Genomic DNA, 17,428 nt, shown 5'->3' with positions numbered 1-17,428 from the left:
ATACAATCTTAATAAATTTATTGATTGGATCGAAGCAAACGATCACGTTCTTCAGCAGTTAAAATCCAAATATCCTGAATACGTTCAGATCGATCAAAACGGACTGCCACTGTTCTATTGCGATAATTTTGCAACTTATTATAGGTTTCAAAATTATTCCTATCGTTTCGTACACGGATGTTACTACTGAGTAGAAAGGACTTATTTCCATTAACTATTCCTAGCGTGACTGTACGTAGCCATCCTCTTTTAGCCGAACCCAAAACAACTTCCTTACCAACAGCATTCTTCAGAACAGCAATTTGAATATCGTTGGGTAAAATACGACCAGCCCAACTATGAGCAGCAATCAGAAAAATTAATGTACAAACACTCACACGTAAAAACTTCATCGTACCCTCCAATAACTCTAAACAAACTTTAGTAAACGTAATTTATCGCCACAGAGTTTATGCAAGTACGAAATGGTTAGAACAAATATCAACTCATTTCGAATCTACTTGAATCAAAGCAACACGATCTTAATTAATCTGAATTTGTTTTCTAACAGTACAAGCTGACAGTAATCAGTTTAACCAAGAATTCATAGGTTAAAATATGGAAAAGCAAACCCTATGCTTAAAACAGTTGAAAGAATGAGAATTCAAATCAACTTAAACTCAGTAAAATTACAAAATAAAACAAGCCAGCCTTGTGGGCTGGCTTGTTAGCGTAGCATAATTACTCGGCTACAGCTTCAGTTTCAGGTGCTTTTTCAACCAGCTCAACTAAAGCCAGAGGAGCATTATCACCTTTACGGAAACCATATTTCAAAATCCGTAAATAACCACCATTGCGATTAGCAAATCGTGGACCCAACTCATTGAATAATTTTACAACAACATCACGATCACGGGTGCGATTAAAAGCCAAACGGTGATTAGCTAAAGAAGGTTTTTTTCCTAAAGTAATCAATGGTTCAGCTACACGACGTAATTCTTTTGCTTTTGGCAAAGTTGTTACAATTGCTTCGTGAGTCAACAATGAATTGGCCATATTACGCAACATAGCAGCACGATGACTGCTGGTGCGGTTTAATTTACGGTTACCATTACGATGACGCATGTCATTATCCTTTAATCATCAAACTTGTGGCTTTTCAAGACTGGCCGGAGGCCAAGCTTCCAATTTAGAACCCAACGTTAAACCTTTGGAAGCCAAAACTTCCTTGATTTCGTTAAGAGATTTACGACCCAGATTAGGGGTTTTCAATAACTCATTCTCTGTACGTTGAATCAAATCGCCAATATAGTAAATATCTTCAGCTTTCAAGCAATTTGCCGAACGAACGGTTAACTCAAGATCATCAACCGGACGAAGCAGAATTGGATCAATCGGTGGTTCTTTCTCTTCAATAACCGCTACTGGAGTACCCTGCAGATCTGCAAAGATTGACATTTGATCAATCAAAATACAGGCAGCATTGCGAACCGCTTCTTCTGGGTCAATAGCGCCATTGGTTTCAATATCCAAAATCAGACGATCCAAATCTGTTCTTTGCTCAACACGAGCTGGTTCAACTTCAAAGCTAACACGACTGATAGGCGAAAAGCTTGCATCTAATTGAATCGCGCCAATACGCTTGTGGTCGTCTTTATTTCGACGGCCAGACACAGATTCATAACCCCGACCTTGTTCAACTTTAATTTCCATGCTGATACTGCCGCCTTCTGAAAGGTGGCAAATAACATGATCAGGATTAACAACTTCTACATCATGTGGTAACTCAATATCGGCTGCAGTAACAATACCAGCACCAGATTTTTTCAGATTTAATGTTACCTCTGTGCGGCCATGCACTTTAAACACTACGCCTTTGAGGTTCAGTAAGATATCAACAACATCTTCCTGCACAGCATCTAACGTAGAATATTCGTGCAATACGCCTTCAATCGTTACTTCTGTCGACGCATAACCATTCATTGATGACAGTAAGATACGACGCAAAGCATTACCCAAGGTATGGCCGAAACCACGTTCAAACGGCTCCATAGACACTTTGGCACGTGTAGCAGACAAGGTGTCGACGTCAATTTGACGTGGCTTCAAAAATTCGGATGTGTTTTGCATTTAACTGTCCTCACTTAACAGGCTTTATTTAGAGTAGAACTCTACTACCAGCTGTTCGTTAATATCGCCACTTAACTCAGAGCGATCAGGCATGCTTTTAAACACACCTTCTAGTTTGCCTTCTTCAACGGACACCCAACTTGGCAAACCGATCTGACTAGCCAAACTGAAAGCTTCCTGAATACGCACTTGTTTTTTAGCTTTTTCACGAACAGCAACAACATCACCAGCTTTCACTTGGAAAGAAGGGATATTAACAACCTGACCATTAACGGTAATCGCTTTATGTGATACCAATTGACGTGCTTCGGCACGGGTAGAACCAAAGCCCATACGGTATACAACATTATCTAAACGAGATTCCAACAACTGAAGCAACAATTCACCAGTCGAACCTTTACGACGGGCTGCCTCAGCAAAATAACGGCGGAACTGACGTTCCAAAACGCCGTAAATACGACGAATTTTTTGTTTTTCACGCAATTGCAATCCGTAGCCAGACAGACGAGGCTTTTTCGCACCGTGCTGACCAGGAGCAGAATCCAACTTACATTTAGAATCTAGAGAGCGACGAGCACTCTTCAGAAACAAATCAGTGCCCTCACGACGGGCTAATTTACATTTCGGGCCGGTATAACGTGCCATACTCGAATACTCCTGTTAAATACGACGTTTTTTAGGTGGCCGACAACCGTTGTGTGGCAACGGAGTAACGTCTGTAATACTGGTAATTTTGAAACCAAGAGCGTTGAGCGCACGTACTGAAGATTCACGACCCGGACCAGGACCTTTGATGCGAACTTCAAGATTTTTTACGCCATACTCTTGGGCAACTTTACCAGCTGCTTCCGCCGCAACCTGAGCGGCAAATGGTGTGCTCTTACGTGAACCTTTAAAACCAGCACCGCCAGAGGTAGCCCAAGATAATGCATTGCCTTGGCGATCGGTGATAGTAATGATGGTATTATTGAATGATGCATGTACATGCACAATACCTTCACTGACAGATTTACGTACTTTCTTGCGCACACGAGCTGTGTTTGCTTTAGCCATTATTATTCCTTATCAATTATTTCTTACCTGCAATTGCCTTACGTGGGCCTTTACGGGTACGCGCATTAGTGCGTGTACGCTGTCCACGGCAAGGTAAACCACGGCGATGACGCAGACCACGGTAGCAGCCCATGTCCATCAAACGCTTGATATTCATGGTTACTTCACGGCGCAGATCACCTTCTACATGGTATTTAGCAATCTGTTCACGCAAAGCATCAAGTTGAGCCTCATCTAAATCTTTTACTTTAGTGCTCGGCACAACACCGGCAGCTTCGCAAACTAATTTAGCACGAGACGAACCAATACCATAAATAGCCTGAAGGCCAATTACGATATGGGCATTGTTAGGGATATTTACCCCTGCAATACGAGCCATATTTTTTCCTTAGGGCAAAAAGTCGGTCAGTATAACACAAAGACTTAATATTATTCAATTAGCCTTGGCGTTGTTTATGACGAGGGTCAGTACAAATCACTCGTACGACGCGATTTCGACGAATGATTTTACAATTACGGCAAATTTTCTTTACCGACGGCTGAACGCGCATAATATTTCCTTTCTACTCTTAGCGGGCGCGGAAAACGATGCGAGCACGAGACAAATCGTACGGAGTCAATTCCACAGTCACTTTATCTCCAGGGGAAATACGAATGTAGTGCATACGCATTTTTCCTGAAATATGACCTAAAACGACATGATCGTTTTCAAGTTTAACTTTAAAGGTTGCGTTGGGCAGGGTTTCCAAAATTTCACCCTGCATCTGTATAGTATCTTCTTTAGCCATAATACTTAACGTCGTGATGATAATGATTTCATCGCAGAACGCTTCATCAGATGTTCGTACTGACTACTCATCACATAAGAAGCAATTTGCGTTTTAAAATCCATGGTCACCACCACCAGAATCAGCAGTGAGGTGCCACCTAAGTAGAAAGGTACATTCATCGCAGAAGTTAAAACTTCTGGAATCAGGCACACGATAGCAATGTATATAGCGCCCCAAAAAGTCAGGCGTAACACTACTTTTTCCAGATACCGACTGGTTTGTTCACCAGGACGGATTCCAGGAACAAATGCACCACTTTTCTTCAGATTTTCTGCCATTTCTCTTGGACTGAATACCAACGCCGTATAGAAATAACAAAAGAAGATAATAGTAGCTGCAAATAGCAAAATATAAACAGGTTGACCATGTTGCAACAAGGTGGCCAGTTTTTGCAACCATCCATCCTGATTAGCTGAACCAAACCAGCTTAATAACGTAGATGGGAACAAAATAATGCTGGAAGCAAAAATTGGTGGAATGACACCAGCCATATTTAGCTTAAAGGGCATATGCGAATTCTGCGCTTGCATAATTCGATTGCCAACCTGACGTTTAGCATACTGAACAGGCACTTTTCGCTGAGCACTTTCGATATAAACTACAGCATATATCAAAGCCAAAGCACCAATTATTAAAGCAACAGCCATTAAATAACTGATTGATCCCTGACTGGTTAAGGTTAATAGACGACCAATACCAGCAGGTAAACTAGCAGCGATACCAGCAGTAATAATCAGTGAAATGCCATTGCCTAATCCACGTTCAGTTATCTGTTCACCAAGCCACATTAAAAACATGGTACCGGTAACCAGACAAACCATAGTTGACAAGTAAAACTCGAATTGATTGACTACAACCACATTTTGTTGATAAACAAAAGCAGCTGCACCAAAACTTTGCAATGTAGCCAGCAAAACTGTACCGTAGCGAGTATATTTGGTAATGGTTCTTCGTCCCGCCTCTCCTTCTTTCTTTAATGCCTTTAAAGAAGGTATGATTTCAGAAGCCAATTGAACGATAATCGATGCCGAAATATATGGCATAACACCAATAGCAAATATACTAAACCGTTGCAAAGAGCCGCCAGAGAACATATTAAGCATACTTAATATGCCTCCACCAGCACTCTCATACAATTTGGTCAAAGCAGCACCGTCCACACCGGGCACTGGTATATGTGAGCCGATGCGGAATACAACCAACGCACCAAGTAAAAAAAACAGACGATTTTTTAAATCACCGAACTTTGATAGTCCTGTTGCGGATTGCGGATTAGCCACTTGATTCCTTGCCTTATTCTGCTACTTTGCCACCGGCAGCTTCAATGGCTTTTTGCGCACCTTTGGTGGCTTTAATTCCATTTAAAGTTACCGCCTTATCAATACTGCCAGATGCAATAATTTTTACATTTAAAGCAGTAGCGGGTACGAGACCAGCTTGTTTCAGTACCAAAACATCAATTTCAGATACTGCAACTTTAGCCAAATCATCTAAACGTACTTCAGCGTTAAAACCAGCAGTTAAAGATTTAAAGCCACGTTTCGGCAGGCGACGCTGCAAAGGCATCTGACCGCCCTCGAAACCAACTTTATGATAACCACCTTTACGGCTTTTCTGCCCCTTGTGACCGCGGCCACAAGTTTTGCCTAAACCACTGCCGATGCCACGACCTACACGACGAGCAGCGTGTTTGGCACCTTCAGCTGGTTGAATGGTATTCAAAAGCATCTTAATTCTCCACTTTCAAAAGGTAGCTGATTTTGTTGATCATGCCACGATTTTCGGGTGTATCAAGCACTTCAACGGTATGTTCGCGACGACGCAAACCCAACCCACGCGCACAGGCACGATGAGCGGCAATAGTACCGATCAAGCTTTTAACCAATGTGATACGAATGGTTTTTTGCTCACTCATGATCTGCTCCTAAAATTTCTTCTACGGTCAGGCCACGTTTAGCAGCAATTTCAGCAGGTGTGTACAACTTAGACAAACCATCCAATGTTGCGCGAACAATGTTATATGGGTTGGTTGAACCATGTACTTTGGCTGAAATATTGTGAATACCCATTGCATCAAAAACTAAACGCATTGGACCACCCGCTTTCACACCATTACCTTCTTTGGCTGGTTGCATAAATACGCGAGTAGCACCATGACGACCAATCACTTCATGATGAATAGTACTACCATTTAAAGGTACTTTAATCATGTTACGACGTGCTTGATCCATAGCTTTTTGTACAGCTACAGGCACTTCTTTAGATTTACCTTTGCCCATACCGATGCGACCATCACCATCACCAACAACGGTTAGAGCCGAAAAAGCCATGATGCGGCCACCTTTGACCACTTTAGTTACACGGTTTACGGCTACCATTTTTTCGATCAGGCCGTCACCGCGTTCTTCAGTTTCGTGTTTTGCCATATTTCTGGTCTCCAGTTTATTAGAAGCTCAAGCCGTTTTCACGGGCTGCCTCAGCCAAGGCTTTTACGCGACCATGGTATTGAAAACCTGAACGGTCAAACGCCACAGATTCAATACCGGCAGCTTTGGCTTTTTCAGCTATACGTTTACCAACTACAGTAGCGGCTTCAACATTGCTACCGTATTTGATGCTAGAACGCACATCAGCTTCCAGAGTAGAAGCCTGAGCCAAAACTTTATCGCCTTCAGCGCTAATAACCTGGGCATAAATGTGATTATTGGTGCGAAAAACGCACAATCTCACTTTGTTCAGGGCTGCGATTTTGGCACGGGTTTTACGTGCGCGACGCAGTCTTGCTACATTTTTATCCATCAGTGAGCCTCAATTATTTTTTCTTGGTTTCTTTAATAACGACACGCTCATCAGCATAACGCACACCTTTACCTTTATAAGGCTCTGGTGGTCGGAAGCTACGAATTTCGGCCGCCACTTGACCTACAACCTGCTTATCTGCACCAGCAATGATGATCTCAGTAGCAGATGGTGTCGTAGCGGTAATGCCTTCTGGCAATTCGTAGTTAATTGGATGAGAGTAACCCAAAGAAAGATTTAATACTTTTCCTTGAGCCTGAGCGCGATAACCTACACCAATCAGCTGCAGTTTTTTCTCAAAACCATTGCTGACACCAACTACCATATTGTGCAGCAAGGCACGCACAGTACCTGACAGAGCGTTTGCTTTATTGCTGTTATCGTTAGCAGTAATTACCAATTGACCATTATCTAAAGCAACATTAACTTCAGCATGCTGGTGCAAAGATAATTCACCATTTTTACCTTTTACGGTAATAGCCTCTGGAGAAAACTTAACGTCAACGCCAGCCGGAACAACTACCGGATGTTTTGCAATTCGAGACATGTTTTCCCCTTAGGCAACTACGCACAATAACTCACCACCAATACCATTGGCACGGGCTTTGCGGTCAGTCATTACGCCTTTAGAAGTGCTCACAATCACAACGCCCAGTCCATTCATTACTAATGGAATGTCGTTGGAACCTTTATATACTCGCAAACCAGGGCGTGATACACGCTGAATGCGCTCAATCACTGGCTGGCCAGCATAATACTTCAATTGAATTTCCAATGTCGCTTTTGCTTCAGCAGATACTACAAAATCTTCTACGTATCCTTCTTCTTTCAAAACTTTGGCAATAGCCACTTTCAGTTTAGAAGAAGGCATGATTACAGAAGCTTTATTCGCACGCTGTGCATTGCGAATACGGGTCAACATATCGGAAATAGGATCATGCATACTCATATTATCTACTCCTATTACCAGCTGGCTTTGATTACGCCCGGAATTTCGCCACGCATGGCGATTTCGCGGATTTTGGTACGGGCCAAGCCGAATTTACGGAAATTGCCACGTGGACGACCAGTCAAAGCGCAGCGACGACGTTGACGAATCGGGGCAGCATTACGCGGAATTGCCTGTAATTTTAGGCGTGCCTGAAATTGCTCTTCATCAGTTGCATTAGCATCATTGATGATAGCGAAAATGGCTTCGCGTTTTGCAGCATATTTTTTTGCCAAAGCTTCACGCTTTAGCTCACGATTAATAAGTGCTTTTTTAGCCATAATTAACCCTTAAACGGAAATTTGAACAGAGACAGCAATGCTTTAGCTTCTGCATCAGTTTTGGCAGTTGTGGTAATAGTGATATTTAAACCACGTAAAGCATCGATTTTATCGTATTCAATTTCCGGGAAAATGATTTGTTCACGTACGCCCATGTTGTAGTTACCACGGCCATCGAATGATTTACCATTCACGCCACGGAAGTCACGTACACGCGGCAACGCAATAGAGATCAGACGATCCAGAAACTCATACATACGTTCACGACGCAAAGTAACTTTACAGCCGATCGGATAGTTATCACGGATTTTAAAGCCTGCAATTGATTTACGGGCTACAGTTACCACTGGTTTTTGACCTGCGATTTTTTCCAGGTCACCAACTGCGTGTTCCATTACTTTTTTATCGGCTACCGCTTCGCCTACACCCATATTCAAGGTGATTTTTTCAATACGCGGTACTTCCATGATGGACTTATAACCGAACTGTTTAGTCAATTCTGGAACAACAGTGGTGTTATAAAAATCTTTTAAACGAGCCATTGATTACTCCTTAAGCTCCCACAGGGGCACCAGTAGATTTAAATACACGGGTACGAACTACTTTACCGTCTACTGTTTCTACTTTGATACCAACGCGGTCTGCTTTTTGGGTTTCCGGATTGAAAATCGCCACATTGGAAATTGCCAATGGCGCATCTTTGGTGATCACACCACCCTCAATCCCACGCATGGGATTTGGTTTTTGGTGACGTTTTACACGGTTCACACCGTCAACAATCACTTTTTCACCCAGAACGCGTACGACCTTACCCTGTTTGCCCTTATCTTTACCGGCTATGATGACCACTTGATCACCAGTTTTAATCTTTTTCATCGCAACCTCACTTACAGTACTTCAGGAGCCAATGAAACGATTTTCATGAATCGCTCAGTACGTAGCTCACGGGTTACCGGGCCAAAAATACGGGTACCAATTGGTTCCAGCTTAGTATTCAACAATACAGCAGCATTGTTATCGAATTTAATCAGCGCTCCGTCGTTACGGCGCACGCCTTTAGCTGTACGTACCACAACAGCGTTGTATACATCGCCCTTTTTAACGCGACCACGAGGAGCTGCGTCTTTTACGGCCACTTTAATAATGTCGCCTACTGAAGCGTAGCGACGCTTAGATCCACCTAATACTTTGATACACATTACGCGACGTGCACCAGAGTTGTCAGCCACATCTAAGATGGTCTGCATTTGAATCATGTTATTACCTTTTAAAATCCAACTTAATTTACCTTTTTCAATTAGCCATTTACAACTTAAAGCTATTTGAAACCATTAATGGTTCTAGTAAACCAGTCTTGGGTCCCGAAGGGAGAGTTCCGGCGAACACCGGAAACTTTCAAGATCTGAAAGTTAAGGAACGAAGTTTACAGACAATATGGAATTGTCGCAAGACTTCGTTCCCTAATTGAAGCGCATTGTTGTATTAATTATACATTACGCGCTTTTTCAATCAGCTCTGTTACAACCCAGCTTTTGGTTTTAGACAACGGGCGACCTTCGGAAATGACAACAATGTCACCAATTCCGTATTGGTTTTGCTCGTCATGAGCATGGATTTTAGTTGAACGACGAATTACTTTACCATAAAGCGGGTGTTTCACTTTACGCTCAACTAGGACAGTCACGGTTTTATCCATTTTGTCGCTCACAACTTTGCCCTGCAAAGTACGTACGTTTTTAGCTTCAGTCATCACTCACCATCCTTCTGGCGCAAAATGGTTTTTACACGAGCAATATTACGACGCACTTTTTTCAGCTCACTGTTTTTACCCAGCTGGCCGGTGGCATGCTGCATACGCAAACCAAACTGCGCTTTCAACAGGCCAACCAGTTCTTCGTTTAACTGCTCAACAGATTTGTCTCTCAATTCACTGGTTTTCATTATTGACCTACCTGTCGTTTAACAAACACGGTCGGAATTGGCAACTTAGCAGCAGCCAACTCAAATGCCTGACGTGCCAAAGCTTCGTCAACACCGTCCATTTCATATAGCATTTTGCCTGGCTGAATTTCAGCAATGTAATATTCCACATTACCTTTACCGCCACCCATACGAACCTGAATTGGCTTTTCTGTTACCGGTTTATCTGGGAATACACGAATCCAGATACGACCACCACGTTTAATATGACGAGTCATCGCACGCCGCGCAGCTTCAATCTGACGCGCAGTCAGACGACCGCGACCCACAGCTTTCAGACCAAAATCACCAAAACTAACTTTATTGCCACGAGTAGCAATACCGGTGTTGCGGCCTTTTTGCTGTTTGCGGTATTTCATTCTAGTTGGCTGCAGCATTTCGACCACCTGCCTTTCTGCTGTGTTTCTTTTCCTGTTCCGGCTTAGCCTGAATTTCACCTGGGGTCAATTCACCCTTGTAAACCCAGACTTTAATACCGATGATGCCATATGTAGTTTTGGCTTCGCTGGTAGCGTAGTCAACATTGGCACGTAAGGTATGTAGAGGTACACGACCTTCACGATACCATTCGGTACGAGCAATTTCGATGCCATTCAAACGACCAGAAGACATGATTTTAATGCCTTTGGCACCAACGCGCATGGCATTTTGCATAGCACGTTTCATGGCTCGACGGAACATCACACGTTTTTCTAACTGACCGGCAATATTATCAGCAATGATTTGTGCATCAATTTCCGGTTTACGAATTTCTTCGATATTGACGTGAACTGGCACACCCATGATTTTTTGCAAATCACGTTTCAATACTTCAATATCTTCGCCTTTTTTACCAATCACGATTCCTGGACGGGCACTGTAAATGGTAATACGAGCAGATTTTGCCGGACGCTCAATAACTACACGTCCTACTGAAGCATTGGCCAAACGTTTGCGCAAGAAGTTACGTACATCGATATCTTCTTTTAGCACACGGGAAAAGTCACCGCTTTTGGCAAACCATTTGGAAGACCAATCTTTGTTCACTGCCAGGCGAAAGCCTGTAGGGTTAATTTTTTGTCCCATCGCTTTTCCTTAGTTGCCCACTATCACGTTGATGTGACAAGTTTGTTTCTCAATGCGATTACCACGACCTTTGGCACGTGCCTGAAAACGTTTCAGACTTGGACCTTTATCAACATAGATGGTAACCACTTTCAGTTCATCAATATCAGCACCTTCGTTGTGCTCGGCATTAGCCACAGCAGACTCCAATACTTTTTTGATTAACTCAGCACCTTTTTTCGGACTAAAAGTCAGAATATTCAACGCTTGGGCAATATTTTTACCACGCACTAAATCTGCGACCAGACGGGCTTTTTGCGCAGAAATACGGGCATTTTTGTGTTTTGCACTAACTCTCATGTTTTATCCCTTATTTTTTAGCCTTCTTATCAGCCAGATGGCCTTTGAAGGTACGGGTCAATGAGAACTCACCCAATTTATGACCAACCATGTTATCGCTAATGAAAACTGGCACGTGAGTGCGACCGTTGTGCACAGCGATGGTCAGACCAATGAAATCAGGCAGAATAGTGGAACGACGTGACCAGGTTTTAATCGGGCGCTTGTCGTTATTAGCACGAGCCGCATCGACTTTTTTCAGTAAATGCAGGTCGACATATGGGCCTTTTTTTAATGAACGAGCCATATCAGTTAACCTTTATTTGAGTAACGGCGGCGAACAATCATGTTGTTCGTGCGTTTATTACGACGAGTACGATAACCTTTGGTCGGTGTACCCCATGGACTAACCGGTTCACGGGCTTCACCAGTACGACCTTCACCACCACCATGTGGGTGATCAACCGGATTCATTACCACACCACGTACAGTTGGACGAATACCGCGCCAGCGTTTGGCACCAGCTTTACCCAGTTTTTGCAGGCTTTGCTCTTCATTGCCAACCTCACCGATAGTGGCTCGGCAATCTACATGGATTTTACGCACTTCACCAGAGCGTAAACGCAATTGAGCATACACTCCTTCTTTCGCCAACAGCACTGCAGAAGCACCTGCAGAACGAGCAATCTGTGCACCTTTACCTGGCTTCATTTCGATGCAATGCAGGGTGGTACCAACCGGAATATTGCGGATTGGCAAGTTATTACCTGCTTTGATTGCAGCTTCAGGACCAGATACAAGTACTGCACCAACCTGAACGTTGCGCGGAGCAATGATGTAACGACGCTCACCATCCAAGAAACACAATAAAGCAATGTGCGCAGTACGGTTTGGATCGTATTCAATACGTTCTACTTTGGCTGCAATGCCATCTTTGTCATTGCGTTTGAAGTCAATAACGCGATAGTGATGTTTATGACCACCACCTTTATGACGGGTAGTGATGCGACCACCGTGGTTACGACCAGCAGTAGAAGACTGTTTTTCTAAAAGTGGTGCGTATGGAGCACCTTTGTGCAAGCCTTCTGTTACCACGCGTACCATGCCGCGACGGCCAGCAGAAGTAGGCTTCATTTTAACTATAGCCATATGCTTATTCCTTATCTGCAGAAGCAGCAGCAGATTCGATATCCAGCTCTTGACCAGCCGCTAGGCTAACATAAGCTTTTTTCACATCGCTGCGCTTACCGATGGTACGGCCAAAACGTTTACTTTTGCCTTTAATGATGGTGGTGGCTACAGAATCCACTTTGACATTAAATAGTAATTCCACAGCAGCTTTAATTTCCTGCTTGGTGGCATTTGGCAATACTTTAAACGTCATTTGGTTGCGGTTTTCAGCCAGCATGTTGCTTTTTTCAGAAACAACAGGAGCCAAGAGCACTTGCATTAAACGTTGTTGATTCATACCCATTGCTCCTCAAGTTGTGCAACTGCTGCTTTAGTAAGCACTACTTTTTTGAAGCGCAACAGATTGTAAGGATCAGTTTGCTGTGCTTCCAGAACCAGTACATTCGGCAGGTTACGGCTGGAAAGATAAACATTTTCATCCAGCTGTTTGGTAATGAATAAAACTTGTTCCATACCCAGATTTTTTACCTGTTCGGCAAATGCTTTGGTTTTAGGTGTAGCAGCAGATAATTCATCGATAACAAATAGTCGCTCGTCACGCACCAACTGAGACAGAATGGCCGCCATACCAGCGCGGTACATCTTACGATTTACTTTTTGAGTAAAGTTCTCATCTGGTTTGTTCGGGAACGCACGACCACCACTACGCCATAGCGGAGAAGAAGTCATACCAGAACGGGCACGACCAGTACCTTTTTGGCGCCATGGTTTTTTAGTGGAATGTTTTACTTCAGCACGAGTCAACTGTGAACGGTTGCCAGAACGAGCATTAGCCAAGAAGGCAGTAACCAGCTGATGAACCAGATCTTCATTGTATTCACGTGCAAACAAAGCATCAGAAGCAGCAACTGCACCTGCTACCTGACCTTGAGCATCAATTAATTTCAGTTCCATTACGCACCTACTTTCACGCTCGGACGCACGATAACGTCACCATTAACCGCACCCGGTACTGCGCCTTTAACCAGCAATAGCTGACGTTCAGCATCTACGCGCACGATTTCCAGATTCTGGATGGTGGATTTAACGTTACCGTATTGACCAGCCATACGTTTACCTGGGAAAACGCGACCCGGATCCTGTGCCATACCGGTAGAACCAGGCACACGATGGGAACGAGAGTTACCATGAGAAGCACGTTGTGAACCAAAATTGTGACGTTTGATGGTGCCAGAAAAGCCTTTACCTTTGCTAGTACCGGTAACGTCGATTAACTGACCTACTGTAAATATGCTGACATTGATTTCAGCACCTACAGTCAATTCGCCCAGTTTTTCAGCAGAAACGGCAAATTCTACTAAACCACGTCCGGCTTCAACACCGGCTTTGGCAAAGTGACCTGCCTGAGCCTTGCTTACGCGATTGGCTTTTTTCTGACCAAAGGTAACCTGTACGGCAGTGTAGCCGTCGGTATCTTCGGATTTGAGTTGAGTGACACGATTAGCAGACATATCCAGTACGGTTACTGGAACTGAAGCACCGTTCTCATCGAACACGCGCGTCATGCCTACTTTGCGCCCAACCAGACCTAAAGTCATAGTTATTTCCTTTTATAAAGGGACCAATTACGATTGATTGGCCTCGCACAAATAAAGAATCTTGCCGACGTAAAATCGGCAAGTTTGCGATGATATCATGCATATTCTGCCAAATCAATCATTTGGTTTTATTTGAAGCAATTTATCATATTTTTAATCAATGCTTGAGTAGTCAAGTCCTAAATATTCGACGCTTTAAGCCTGAGAAAGCCTAGTGTTGGATTAAGCTTAATCCACGGCTTGTTGTGCGTAGGCAAAACTTAAAGCTCTGAATATGCGATGATTTCTATTTAAAGTTACGTTATCGCAAAAATAAGCAGACTCAGGAGAGCGAATGGCTGAAAGTGATTTAAAATTAACTTACTCAGCAATTAACAAGGCTCAGAAAATTTAAATACCATGAAATCATAATGATACAAATCTGAAATTTGACTAGGACTATTTATCATCCTGTTTTACCCTTAAAAAACTTGATGCCAGTACTGAAGATTATTAAATAGAAGTATAAATATTAGTTATGGATTACTGTGAATGAGGATTCGGATGATTTTATTGTTTATATTCTTTCTTTAATAAAAATTTATTAATATTTATGCCAGCTTGGATCAATAACTTCATTAATAATACCCATATGCAATTTTGGTGCACTGTAAATGCAAATGGATATTCTGATTTATTCTGCCTTAGTATCAATGTTGAAATACCTGATATTTTTTTCTTGTTTAGCTGCTGAAAAAAGTTGGGCTAATCAATCATGGCAGCATGAATAGTAAATTAGACGAAACAAGTTGAAGATTGGTGCATTTACTGTGGCATAGCAATTAAATTTATACCGTGTTAGTAAGAGTTGGCTGGTATAAATAGTATTTAGAGATGGCATAGGCAATTCCATTTTTTAAGGGAATTAGCTGTACTAAAGCATTCTTCTGGTCAATCTACAATTTCGTAATGATTTATTCTCCGCAAATTGCAAAACAGCCTTTCCTATATCTAAACAGTATATTTTGCTGCTGAACTGCATTCATGGTTGTTAGCAGCGGTTTTCCTAGCCATTCGTAAGGTATTACATGCATATGATATTTTGTTTCTTTATCTAGCTATCTATTTTACCCGCTTAATTCATTGGTGATATTTTGCAAAAACTGAAGTCTTTCCTGTTTGATTTTATGTTCCTCAACAGCTTGTTTGATAGCACATCCTGGCTCTTGGCGATGACTACAGTTATGAAAACGACATTTGCCGATATAGGGACGCATATCGGGTAAATAGTCGAGTAAATTGGTTACGTGCAAATGGTGCAAACCAAAAGCTTGCAATCCCGGCGAATCGATCAACTGACTATGATCATCCAAATCATACAGCTGGGCATGAGTAGTGGTATGGCGACCAGAGTCTAACGCAGTCGAAATATCACCAACTCGCGCCTGATGATGACCAAGTAAAGCATTAGTTAAAGTTGATTTACCCATGCCAGATTGTCCAAGCAATATGGCGCATTCGTTTTGTAAACGCTTCCGTAATTGGGTAACATCAGCTAAGGCACTGACATTAATCAGATCATAACCTAGACTTTGATAAAATTTGAATTTATCCAACCATAGAATATTTTCAGACACATCTGCTTTATTTAAAACAATTAATGGCTTAATTTCAGCTGCTTCAGCGGCCAATAACGCACGCTGGAGTAGCATTTCGCTTGGCGTCGGCACCGCTGCTAACACGATCAAGATCAAAGTAACATTAGCTGCAATAAGTTTGCTACGAGTAGCATCCTGCCGATACAGCAAGCTGTGCCGAGGCAAATAATCTTCGATTACAACCTGTTGTTCATTAATCGGGTTGATATGAACTTGATCACCACAGGCGAAATCAATTCTTTTCTTTCGTGTGGTTGCCTCATAGATATTGCCTTCGTCGGTACGGACGATAAAACGTCGACCAAAACTGGCAATAATTTGAGCGGTAGTTAATCCATTTTTGGACTGTTGTGCCATATTCGTGTGCTTTTTAAGAATCTGCGTTACATTCTATCAAAATAAAAGGGATCTATTTTATAATTAGCAATTCAGAAAAATTGCGGGAACAATACGTTTATTAAAACCAATACATTAGCTTACCTAAATATTTTTTTCCTTTTCGGCTTGTTCGTCAACCAACTCTTTGGTCAGCAGTTTGTAGTTGTTAAATCTATACGCTTTTGTTTCATTTTAAATAATTTATTTTCATCGCATTGCTGAGGCTCAGAGAGAGGTTGTTAAATGATTTTGGGGGTTGAATAATAACCATAACCTTGTGGAACGTAGAATAGCTGCGGTGATTTAGGATTGAATTGCTGGATGTAATCTAAATGACTGATTTAATAAAAGGCGCAATGAATACATTGCGCCTTTTATTAACTTGAGAATTGGCAGTGATAGGTAATTAACGACGTCCGCCAATTATGCGTAAGAAGAAAATAAACATATTGATTAAGTCTAAATATAATTCCAGAGCACCAAATATCGCATATTTCTGCATTTGCTCAGGAGCAGTATTTTCAGCTTCTAAAGCCTCACCCATGGCTTTTAATTTTTGCGTATCGTAGATCGTTAAACCAATAAAAATCGCTAATCCGATATAGTTGATGGCCCAATATATAGTTGGGTTACGCAAAAAAATATTAACGGCAGTGGCAATAATGATGCCAATTAAGCCCATTAACAGGAATCCCCCAACACTGGATAAGTCTTTTTTGGTGGTATAACCTAATAGGGTTGTTGCTGCAAAAGTACCTGCGGTAATAAATAGTGTACTGGTTATGGTTACAGAAGCAAAACGGACTAAAATTAAAGATAAAAATAATCCAGTTAGAGCAGAATACACTATAAATAATGCAGTTGCTGTTTGGGCACTAATCCGATTGATTAAAAAAGAAATAATCATCACAGCAGCTATCTGACCTATCATGATACCCCAAAACATTAAAGGGTTATTTAAAATGGTATACATGACTTTGCCATCATTGATTGCCATCCATGCTACAACAGCGGTGGTGAGTAATCCAATGGTCATCCATCCATAGGTTTTGGTCATAAATTTTTGCATGCCAACAGCTGAAGGGCTTTGGACAAGTATTTGATTATATACATTCATTAGAATACCTTATCTTTATTAATCAAGATTTCCAACCAAAATCATTATTGAAGTGGTTATATTTTATAGGGTTTTCCAGCTTTTAATCTGCATCGTTATTGAACTGACTTCGCTATTCAACACCATATTCAATTTAATAAGGCA

31 protein-coding genes are annotated in these 17,428 nt (G+C 42.0%); all 31 read right to left on the bottom strand.

Annotated elements, in window-relative coordinates:
- Positions 1-17 precede the first annotated feature (17 nt).
- Complete coding sequence (locus J3U68_RS00750; protein WP_267373492.1) at positions 18-392, bottom strand: hypothetical protein; 375 nt, start codon at positions 390-392, stop codon at positions 18-20.
- A gap of 328 nt (positions 393-720) precedes the next feature.
- A complete protein-coding gene (gene rplQ, locus J3U68_RS00745) occupies positions 721-1,104 on the bottom strand; it encodes a 50S ribosomal protein L17 (RefSeq protein WP_037487099.1) in 384 nt (127 codons plus the stop codon).
- Positions 1,105-1,122: 18 nt separating this feature from the next.
- Positions 1,123-2,109, bottom strand: a complete 987-nt coding sequence (locus J3U68_RS00740) for a DNA-directed RNA polymerase subunit alpha (RefSeq protein ID WP_267373487.1) — start codon at positions 2,107-2,109, stop codon at positions 1,123-1,125.
- A 24-nt stretch (positions 2,110-2,133) separates the two neighbouring features.
- Positions 2,134-2,754, bottom strand: coding sequence for a 30S ribosomal protein S4 (gene rpsD / locus J3U68_RS00735; protein WP_267373485.1), 621 nt, complete (start codon positions 2,752-2,754; stop codon positions 2,134-2,136).
- Positions 2,755-2,769: 15 nt separating this feature from the next.
- Positions 2,770-3,162: a 30S ribosomal protein S11 gene (gene rpsK, locus J3U68_RS00730; protein WP_025331688.1), complete on the bottom strand. Its 393-nt coding sequence runs from the start codon at positions 3,160-3,162 to the stop codon at positions 2,770-2,772.
- 16 nt (positions 3,163-3,178) lie between these two features.
- Positions 3,179-3,541, bottom strand: a complete 363-nt coding sequence (gene rpsM, locus J3U68_RS00725; RefSeq protein ID WP_037406984.1) for a 30S ribosomal protein S13 — start codon at positions 3,539-3,541, stop codon at positions 3,179-3,181.
- Between the two features lie 58 nt (positions 3,542-3,599).
- Positions 3,600-3,713, bottom strand: coding sequence for a 50S ribosomal protein L36 (rpmJ, locus tag J3U68_RS00720; protein WP_003697674.1), 114 nt, complete (start codon positions 3,711-3,713; stop codon positions 3,600-3,602).
- Positions 3,714-3,731: 18 nt separating this feature from the next.
- Positions 3,732-3,950 carry a translation initiation factor IF-1 gene (infA, locus tag J3U68_RS00715; protein ID WP_037585332.1) on the bottom strand — a complete coding sequence of 73 codons (219 nt, stop codon included), beginning with the start codon at positions 3,948-3,950 and terminating at the stop codon, positions 3,732-3,734.
- Positions 3,951-3,955: 5 nt separating this feature from the next.
- On the bottom strand, positions 3,956-5,272 hold the full coding sequence (gene secY, locus J3U68_RS00710) for a preprotein translocase subunit SecY (RefSeq protein WP_267373379.1): 1,317 nt from the start codon (positions 5,270-5,272) through the stop codon (positions 3,956-3,958).
- 13 nt (positions 5,273-5,285) lie between these two features.
- Positions 5,286-5,720, bottom strand: coding sequence for a 50S ribosomal protein L15 (rplO, locus tag J3U68_RS00705; RefSeq protein ID WP_037488451.1), 435 nt, complete (start codon positions 5,718-5,720; stop codon positions 5,286-5,288).
- Position 5,721: 1 nt separating this feature from the next.
- Entirely contained in the window at positions 5,722-5,907 is a 186-nt protein-coding gene (rpmD, locus tag J3U68_RS00700; protein WP_267373376.1) for a 50S ribosomal protein L30, read from the bottom strand.
- A complete protein-coding gene (rpsE, locus tag J3U68_RS00695; RefSeq protein ID WP_093092412.1) occupies positions 5,900-6,418 on the bottom strand; it encodes a 30S ribosomal protein S5 in 519 nt (172 codons plus the stop codon). Before rpsE ends, rpmD begins: the two co-directional genes overlap by 8 nt.
- Positions 6,419-6,437: 19 nt before the next feature.
- Positions 6,438-6,791 carry a 50S ribosomal protein L18 gene (gene rplR / locus J3U68_RS00690; RefSeq protein ID WP_267373373.1) on the bottom strand — a complete coding sequence of 118 codons (354 nt, stop codon included), beginning with the start codon at positions 6,789-6,791 and terminating at the stop codon, positions 6,438-6,440.
- A gap of 13 nt (positions 6,792-6,804) precedes the next feature.
- Positions 6,805-7,338 (bottom strand): 50S ribosomal protein L6, encoded by a 534-nt coding sequence (gene rplF / locus J3U68_RS00685; protein ID WP_267373371.1) that lies wholly within the window; start codon positions 7,336-7,338, stop codon positions 6,805-6,807.
- A 9-nt stretch (positions 7,339-7,347) separates the two neighbouring features.
- Entirely contained in the window at positions 7,348-7,740 is a 393-nt protein-coding gene (gene rpsH / locus J3U68_RS00680) for a 30S ribosomal protein S8 (protein WP_267373369.1), read from the bottom strand.
- A 14-nt stretch (positions 7,741-7,754) separates the two neighbouring features.
- Complete coding sequence (gene rpsN / locus J3U68_RS00675; protein ID WP_100091195.1) at positions 7,755-8,060, bottom strand: 30S ribosomal protein S14; 306 nt, start codon at positions 8,058-8,060, stop codon at positions 7,755-7,757.
- A 2-nt stretch (positions 8,061-8,062) separates the two neighbouring features.
- A complete protein-coding gene (gene rplE / locus J3U68_RS00670; RefSeq protein ID WP_037488468.1) occupies positions 8,063-8,602 on the bottom strand; it encodes a 50S ribosomal protein L5 in 540 nt (179 codons plus the stop codon).
- A 10-nt stretch (positions 8,603-8,612) separates the two neighbouring features.
- Positions 8,613-8,936: a 50S ribosomal protein L24 gene (rplX, locus tag J3U68_RS00665; RefSeq protein WP_267373364.1), complete on the bottom strand. Its 324-nt coding sequence runs from the start codon at positions 8,934-8,936 to the stop codon at positions 8,613-8,615.
- Positions 8,937-8,947: 11 nt separating this feature from the next.
- The gene (gene rplN / locus J3U68_RS00660; RefSeq protein ID WP_025331700.1) at positions 8,948-9,316 is read right to left on the bottom strand and encodes a 50S ribosomal protein L14; all 369 of its coding nucleotides are present in this window, start codon (positions 9,314-9,316) and stop codon (positions 8,948-8,950) included.
- Positions 9,317-9,546: 230 nt separating this feature from the next.
- Entirely contained in the window at positions 9,547-9,810 is a 264-nt protein-coding gene (gene rpsQ, locus J3U68_RS00655) for a 30S ribosomal protein S17 (RefSeq protein ID WP_037488475.1), read from the bottom strand.
- Positions 9,810-10,001, bottom strand: a complete 192-nt coding sequence (gene rpmC, locus J3U68_RS00650; protein WP_267373358.1) for a 50S ribosomal protein L29 — start codon at positions 9,999-10,001, stop codon at positions 9,810-9,812. The genes rpsQ and rpmC overlap by 1 nt, the downstream gene beginning before the upstream one ends.
- A complete protein-coding gene (gene rplP / locus J3U68_RS00645; protein ID WP_037488478.1) occupies positions 10,001-10,417 on the bottom strand; it encodes a 50S ribosomal protein L16 in 417 nt (138 codons plus the stop codon). Before rplP ends, rpmC begins: the two co-directional genes overlap by 1 nt.
- Positions 10,401-11,105: a 30S ribosomal protein S3 gene (gene rpsC, locus J3U68_RS00640; RefSeq protein WP_267373355.1), complete on the bottom strand. Its 705-nt coding sequence runs from the start codon at positions 11,103-11,105 to the stop codon at positions 10,401-10,403. The genes rplP and rpsC overlap by 17 nt, the downstream gene beginning before the upstream one ends.
- Before the next feature lie 9 nt (positions 11,106-11,114).
- Positions 11,115-11,444 carry a 50S ribosomal protein L22 gene (gene rplV / locus J3U68_RS00635; RefSeq protein WP_037488483.1) on the bottom strand — a complete coding sequence of 110 codons (330 nt, stop codon included), beginning with the start codon at positions 11,442-11,444 and terminating at the stop codon, positions 11,115-11,117.
- A gap of 10 nt (positions 11,445-11,454) precedes the next feature.
- Complete coding sequence (gene rpsS, locus J3U68_RS00630; RefSeq protein ID WP_025331704.1) at positions 11,455-11,730, bottom strand: 30S ribosomal protein S19; 276 nt, start codon at positions 11,728-11,730, stop codon at positions 11,455-11,457.
- Between the two features lie 5 nt (positions 11,731-11,735).
- Positions 11,736-12,572 carry a 50S ribosomal protein L2 gene (gene rplB, locus J3U68_RS00625; protein ID WP_267373348.1) on the bottom strand — a complete coding sequence of 279 codons (837 nt, stop codon included), beginning with the start codon at positions 12,570-12,572 and terminating at the stop codon, positions 11,736-11,738.
- Positions 12,573-12,576: 4 nt separating this feature from the next.
- Positions 12,577-12,891, bottom strand: coding sequence for a 50S ribosomal protein L23 (rplW, locus tag J3U68_RS00620; RefSeq protein ID WP_267373346.1), 315 nt, complete (start codon positions 12,889-12,891; stop codon positions 12,577-12,579).
- The gene (gene rplD, locus J3U68_RS00615; RefSeq protein WP_025331819.1) at positions 12,888-13,508 is read right to left on the bottom strand and encodes a 50S ribosomal protein L4; all 621 of its coding nucleotides are present in this window, start codon (positions 13,506-13,508) and stop codon (positions 12,888-12,890) included. Before rplD ends, rplW begins: the two co-directional genes overlap by 4 nt.
- Positions 13,508-14,152, bottom strand: coding sequence for a 50S ribosomal protein L3 (gene rplC, locus J3U68_RS00610; protein ID WP_267373327.1), 645 nt, complete (start codon positions 14,150-14,152; stop codon positions 13,508-13,510). Before rplC ends, rplD begins: the two co-directional genes overlap by 1 nt.
- Positions 14,153-15,258: 1,106 nt before the next feature.
- Positions 15,259-16,146 (bottom strand): ribosome small subunit-dependent GTPase A, encoded by an 888-nt coding sequence (gene rsgA, locus J3U68_RS00605; RefSeq protein WP_267373325.1) that lies wholly within the window; start codon positions 16,144-16,146, stop codon positions 15,259-15,261.
- 427 nt (positions 16,147-16,573) lie between these two features.
- Positions 16,574-17,284, bottom strand: a complete 711-nt coding sequence (locus tag J3U68_RS00600; protein WP_267373323.1) for a Bax inhibitor-1 family protein — start codon at positions 17,282-17,284, stop codon at positions 16,574-16,576.
- Positions 17,285-17,428 lie beyond the last annotated feature (144 nt).

This window comes from Snodgrassella sp. B3882 (assembly GCF_026535915.1).
GTDB lineage: Bacteria > Pseudomonadota > Gammaproteobacteria > Burkholderiales > Neisseriaceae > Snodgrassella.
The sequence above is the reverse complement of the archived record's forward strand: the minus strand, read 5'-3'. Positions and strand labels throughout refer to the sequence as shown.